This is a genomic window from Mycobacterium sp. (genome assembly GCF_036273375.1).
In the GTDB taxonomy this organism is placed as follows: domain Bacteria; phylum Actinomycetota; class Actinomycetes; order Mycobacteriales; family Mycobacteriaceae; genus Mycobacterium.
Window position 1 is genome coordinate 1 of sequence record NZ_DASUHS010000100.1, and the last position, 5,795, is coordinate 5,795.

Here is a 5,795-nt window from a genome sequence, read left to right on the forward strand (position 1 = left end):
GCGGGACTCTTCGCTCGGTGAACCGCACAATGATGTCCGTGACGAGCGACGCGGCGCCTCGGGAGATGGCCTTGAACATGTCGGAATCGGGCACCATGCACAGCCGCTGATCCCATGGGTTGTAGTCGGGTTTGAAGTGAGTGTCGATCGCATACCCCGTGGGCAGCAAACGGCGAGGTTCTTCATGGATAACTGCTGTTATCCATGAAGTCGGCATACGCGTTGCGCAACCACTCCCCCGTAAGCCGACACCGATCACGCGAAGCGTTCGCGTAACGGGCTACCGCGGTCGCGGCGTTTCGGACGCTGATAGCAGGAGCGTCCAGCCGCGCAGTCGCGCGCCCGCGACTGTTGACATATTGCCGAAGTTGTCGTACGAATGAGACATGGCTGTTGTTATGTCTCACAGCGCACCGGTCACATTTCAGCTGGCCACCGCCGACACCTGGTCGAATCCGTGGCCGATGTACCGCGCTCTGCGAGATCACGATCCGGTGCACCACGTCGTTCCGGTGAACCATCCCGAGGATGACTACTACGTGCTCTCCCGGCACGCCGACGTGTGGGCCGCGGCGCGCGACCACGAAACCTATTCCTCCGCACAGGGTTTGACCGTCAACTACGGCGACCTGGAAATGATTGGGCTGCAGGACAATCCACCGTTCGTGATGCAGGATCCTCCGGTGCACACCCAGTTCCGCAAGCTGGTGTCGCGCGGCTTCACGCCGCGGCAGGTCGAGGCTGTGGAGCCCAAGGTCCGGGAATTCGTCGTGGAGCGCATCGAGGGGTTGCGCTCTGCCGGCGGCGGCGACATCGTCACGGAGCTGTTCAAACCCCTGCCGTCGATGGTGGTCGCCCATTATCTCGGTGTGCCGGAGAAAGACTGGGCCCAATTCGATGGCTGGACCCAGGCGATCGTCGCGGCCAACACCGCCGAAGGCGGCGTCGCCGGCGCGCTGGAAACCGTCGGCGACGCGGTCGGGTCGATGATGGCCTACTTCACCGGGCTGATCGAGCGGCGCCGGACCGAACCCGAGGACGACACCATCTCGCACCTGGTGGCCGCGGGGGTCGGTGCCGACGGCGACATCGCCGGCACGCTGTCGATCCTGGCGTTCACGTTCACCATGGTCACCGGCGGCAACGACACCGTCACCGGTATGCTCGGCGGCTCGATGCCGCTGTTGCAGCAACGGCCCGACCAACGTCAGCTGTTGGTGGACGACCCGGACCGCATTCCCGACGCGGTCGAGGAACTGCTGCGGTTGACCTCGCCGGCGCAGGGATTGGCACGCACCGTCACCCGCGACGTGACCGTCGGCGAGACCACCATCCCGGCCGGACGCAGGGTGCTGCTGCTGTACGGTTCGGCCAACCGCGACGAACGCCAATACGGTTCGGATGCAGACGAACTCGACGTGAACCGCTGCCCACGCAACATCCTGACGTTCAGCCACGGCGCGCACCACTGCCTGGGCGCCGCCGCTGCCCGGATGCAATCCAGGGTCGCGCTGACCGAATTGCTGGCCCGCTGCCCGGACTTCGACGTGGACGAAGCCGGCATCGTCTGGGCCGGCGGCAGTTACGTCCGGCGTCCCGTGTCGGTGCCGATTCGGGTGAAGTCCTGATGCCCGGCAGCGACTGGCTGGGTGCGCACCGGTCCGAGGCGGCCGCCGACCGGATCCTCGACGCCGCCGAGCAGCTCTACACGCAGCGCGACTCGGATTCGATCGGGATGAACGAAATCGCCAGGGCGGCAGGCTGTTCCCGCGCTACCCTGTACCGCTACTTCGAGAATCGCGAGGCGCTGCGAACCGCCTATATCCACCGCGAAACCCACCGGCTGGGCCGCGAAATCATCGCGCGCACCGGCGACATCGAGGACCCACGCGAACGGTTGGTCGCGAGCATCCTGGTCACATTGGGAATGGTTCGCGAAAGCCCCGCGCTGGCATCCTGGTTTGCCACCACCCGCCCACCGGTCGGTGGCGAACTGGCCGGACAGTCCGACGTGATCGCGGCCCTGGCGGTGGCGTTCCTGCACTCGCTGGGACCCGATGATCCCGCCGTCGTCGAACGCCGGGCCCGCTGGACGGTGCGAGTGATCGTCTCGCTGCTGACCTACCCGGGCCGCGACGAAGACGACGAGCGGGCGATGATCGAGGAATTCGTTGTGCCGATCGTGACGCCGGTTTGCGCCCGCGGCTAGCCGGCCGCCATCTTCTTGCTCAGTCCCGGACGCGGGTGAACCGGTGCAGCAGCCACGCCAGCGGGATCGTCACGACCAGCGTCGCGACGTACAGGTACAGCATCGAGCCGGTGTAGACGTGCGCGCCGACGATGTAGTCCATCGCGAAGTCCATGGTGATCAGGTGGATCAGGAAGATCTCGTAGGAGATTTCCCCCAACCACAGCATGGGACGGCTGGCCAGTATTCGCGAATACCAACCGTGGTCACCCAGAGCCAGCGGTGCCACCGCGAGTGCGGCGATGACGGCATAAAAACACGTCTTGAACAACGCCTCGCTCAGCGTTGCCGGGGAAGTCGTGGGCGCGCCGGCAATGGGAGTGGACACGATGAAATAGCAGATGACCGCCAGCGGTATGGCCACGAACCCGTAGCCGCGCACCCCCATCTCCTGCAGCACGGTCAAGATCATCCCGGCTAGAAACCACGCCAAATAGGTGGGCAGCCACAGCCGCGCGCCGTCGGGAAACCAGTGATCGGTATGCACCAGGACCAGCCAGGCCGGGCTGATCAACGCCATCCCGGCCAGGGCACCCAGCACGAGTTTCGGTTGCCACTGCCGTCGGCAAATCACCACCAGCAGAAGGTATGCCAGCAGCGGCAGCACCACGTAGAACGCGCCCTCCACCGCGAGGCTCCACATCTGGGTCAGCCCTTGGTGCAGATACTTGCCCAGGTAGCCGTTGCAGTAGATCTGCGTCAGGGTCAGGTTGCGCGCCAACCCCAGCCAGCTGTGGCCGGGGTTCGGCCCGGCATCGCGGAAGTGGTAGAGAACGAAGGCGAACAACACGGTGATGACGTAGGCGGGCATGATGCGCCGAACCCGGTGCCACGCATAGCGACTCAGCGACGGCGGTGGGCCATCTTTCGCCGCCGCCTTCACCCAGGGGCGGAACAACAGGTAGCCGGAGAGCACGAAGAAGATCGGCACGCCGATCTCCATCCGGGAACCGACCAGGCCCCAATACCCGTGTGTGTATTTGCCGGTGGTGTAGGCCGCGTGGGTGCCGACGACGAGGAGCGCTGCGACCGCGCGGATTCCGGTCAGCGAGGCGACCCGGTCGACGCGAGAGGTCTGCTCGAGGCCGCCCTGGGCGTCTTGTTCTTCGGACAGCGTCATCCGCCGTGTTTCCTGCGCGGCTTCCCACCGTCTCGGCCGCGGGGCCTGTTGGCGGATGAGCGCTCCGGCTGAAGGTTGATCAAAACCCCCGAGATGCGGGTGTGTTCAAGCCTTTTCAAGGTCGACTTTCCCAACTTCGCCGGCAGCTCCACCAGTGAGAAATCCGGGCCGATCGCGATGTGGCCGAAATCGCTGCGATGCAGCCCTCCCTCGTTGGCGATGGCGCCGACGATCGCGCCCGGACCGATCTTGTGCCGCTTACCTACCGCGATGCGATAGGTAGCCAATGGCTGTGCATTCCTTGGCCTTTCGGGACGTTCACGTCGTTCGGTGCGCCGCTCGCGCCGCTCCGGTGGCGGTTCGGGCGCCATCAGGAATTCCTCGCCATCCCGGGATTGCACTGCCAGCGCGGCGGCGATGTCGGCCATCGGGGTGTCGTGCTCGCGTTCGTAATCCTGGACCAACTTGCGGAACAGGTCGATTCCGGGCGAACCGAGCGCGGTGGTGATGGAATCGGCGAATTTGGCCACCCGCTGTGCGTTGACGTCCTCGACGGTGGGCAATTCGGTTTCGGTGAGTGTTTGCCGCGTGGCCTTTTCGATCGCCTTCAGCAGGTGGCGCTCGCGCGGGGAAACGAACAGCAGCGCGGTTCCCGAACGACCGGCTCGGCCGGTGCGCCCGATCCGGTGCACGTAAGACTCGGTGTCATGCGGGATGTCGTAGTTGAGCACGTGCGATATCCGCTCCACATCCAGCCCACGTGCGGCCACGTCGGTGGCGACCAGGATGTCGATGCTGCCGTCCTTCAATGCGGCGACGGTTCGCTCGCGCTGGCCTTGCGGGATGTCTCCGTTGATGGCGGCCGCGGAAAAGCCTCGGGCCCTTAACTTTTCGGCGACTTCCTCGGTGGCCTGTTTAGTCCTGACGAAGATGATCATCGCCTCGAACGACTCGACTTCCAGAACCCGCGTCAGCGCGTCCATCTTGCGCGGACCGGCGACCTGGATGTAATGCTGCGAAATGTTCTCGGCGGTAGCGGTTTTCGCTTTGGTGCTGACCTCGAGCGGATCGTGCAAGTACTTGGTGGTGATCTTGCGGATCGCAGGCGGCATGGTCGCGGAGAACAACGCCACCTGTTTGTACTCCGGGGTTTCAGACAGTATGCGATCGACTTCTTCGGCGAACCCCATGGTGAGCATCTCGTCGGCCTCGTCGAGCACCAGGTAGTCGACGTGGGACAGGTCCAGTGTCCCGCGCTCGAGGTGGTCGATGACCCGGCCCGGTGTGCCGACCACTACGTGGGCGCCGCGGCGCAGCCCGGCCAGCTGCACGCTGTAGGAGGAGCCGCCGTAGATCGGCAGCACGTTGATCTTGGGCAGGTGGGCCCCGTACCGGCTGAACGCCTCAGCCACCTGCAGGGCCAGTTCCCGGGTGGGGGCGAGCACCAGCGCCTGGGTGGCGGTGCTGGTGACGTCGATCTTGGACAGGATCGGGATCGCGAACGCGGCGGTCTTGCCGGTGCCGGTCTGGGCCAGCCCGACGACGTCGGAGCCCGCCATCAGCGCCGGGATCGTCGCCGCCTGAATGCCGGTGGGCGACTCGTAGCCGACGTCGGCGATAGCCCGCAAGACCGAGGGATTGATCTGCAGGTCGGCAAACGTCAGTGAGGCAGCTTCAGTCGAGCTGTCCGAGAGGGTCATCGTCCAAGGAGTCTAGTGGTGATCGCGAGCTCAGCAGACCTGAGCGCTGCGGGTCACCACCGCAAGGCCCCGTGGTGATCGCGAGCTCAACGAAGTTGAGCGCTGCGGGTGATCGTCAGCACACCCGGCCTGCCTGCCACAGCCCCGGGCCCGATGAAGGTACGGTGCCCGATGTGTGGTCGTCGCCGTGTCGTACCGAGCCACTGACTGGCTCGGCCGCTGTCGCTCTCATCGCCTTCACGCTGACCGGCTGCGGTTCGGGGGACTCCACTGTCGCCAAGACGCCCCAGGCCAGGACTACGTCGGACGCCGCGTCCATCACGGCTCCGGCCACGCCCCCGGCGGCCGCGCCACCTGGCAACGCCCCGCCGGTCGATCCCTGCGCGGTCAACCTCGCCTCGCCCACCATCGCGAAGGTGGTTTCCGAGCTGCCTCGCGACCCGCGCAGCCAGCAGCCCTGGAACCCCGAACCGCTGGCAGGAAATTACAACCAGTGCGCGCAGCTGTCGGCGATCATCATCAAGGCCAACACCAACGCGGTGAGTCCGACCACCCGCGCGGTGCTGTTCCACCTCGGCCAGTTCATCCCGCAGGGTGTGCCCGACACCTACGGATTCAACGGCGTTGACGCGGCGCAAACAACGGGCGACACGGTGGCACTGACCTATCCCGCCGGGATCAACGGCCTGAACACCGATGTGAAATTTCACTGGAACGGCAACGCGGT

At 65.5% G+C, this 5,795-nt stretch carries 5 protein-coding genes and 1 pseudogene; 3 read left to right on the plus strand and 3 right to left on the minus strand.

Going from position 1 to position 5,795, the window contains the following annotated elements:
- Positions 1–175, minus strand: a pseudogene (locus tag VFW69_RS09675) (FAD-containing monooxygenase EthA); the annotation flags it as partial.
- Positions 176–386: 211 nt separating this feature from the next.
- Here VFW69_RS09675 and VFW69_RS09680 point away from each other — a divergent pair.
- Together VFW69_RS09680 and VFW69_RS09685 are read left to right on the plus strand one after the other, a co-directional pair.
- Complete coding sequence (locus VFW69_RS09680) at positions 387–1,628, plus strand: cytochrome P450 (RefSeq protein ID WP_526500557.1); 1,242 nt, start codon at positions 387–389, stop codon at positions 1,626–1,628.
- A complete protein-coding gene (locus VFW69_RS09685; protein WP_526500559.1) occupies positions 1,628–2,209 on the plus strand; it encodes a TetR/AcrR family transcriptional regulator in 582 nt (193 codons plus the stop codon). The genes VFW69_RS09680 and VFW69_RS09685 overlap by 1 nt, the downstream gene beginning before the upstream one ends.
- Positions 2,210–2,228: 19 nt before the next feature.
- Here VFW69_RS09685 and VFW69_RS09690 read toward each other — a convergent pair whose 3' ends face one another.
- Positions 2,229–3,368 carry an acyltransferase family protein gene (locus VFW69_RS09690; protein ID WP_526500561.1) on the minus strand — a complete coding sequence of 380 codons (1,140 nt, stop codon included), beginning with the start codon at positions 3,366–3,368 and terminating at the stop codon, positions 2,229–2,231.
- The gene (locus VFW69_RS09695; protein WP_526500563.1) at positions 3,365–5,068 is read right to left on the minus strand and encodes a DEAD/DEAH box helicase; all 1,704 of its coding nucleotides are present in this window, start codon (positions 5,066–5,068) and stop codon (positions 3,365–3,367) included. Before VFW69_RS09695 ends, VFW69_RS09690 begins: the two co-directional genes overlap by 4 nt.
- A gap of 164 nt (positions 5,069–5,232) precedes the next feature.
- On the opposite strand from VFW69_RS09695, the gene VFW69_RS09700 reads away from it, so the two are divergent.
- Positions 5,233–5,795, plus strand: a 563-nt coding sequence (locus tag VFW69_RS09700) for an LppP/LprE family lipoprotein (RefSeq protein ID WP_526500565.1), incomplete at its 3' end; no start/stop codon positions are given.

Excerpts from the sequence above, each read along its gene's own strand:
- VFW69_RS09690 (WP_526500561.1), bottom strand. The coding sequence starts at position 3,368 with ATGACGCTGTCCGAAGAACAAGACGCCCAGGGCGGCCTCGAGCAGACC.
- VFW69_RS09685 (WP_526500559.1), top strand. The coding sequence starts at position 1,628 with ATGCCCGGCAGCGACTGGCTGGGTGCGCACCGGTCCGAGGCGGCCGCC.
- VFW69_RS09680 (WP_526500557.1), top strand. The coding sequence starts at position 387 with ATGGCTGTTGTTATGTCTCACAGCGCACCGGTCACATTTCAGCTGGCC.
- VFW69_RS09695 (WP_526500563.1), bottom strand. The coding sequence starts at position 5,068 with ATGACCCTCTCGGACAGCTCGACTGAAGCTGCCTCACTGACGTTTGCC.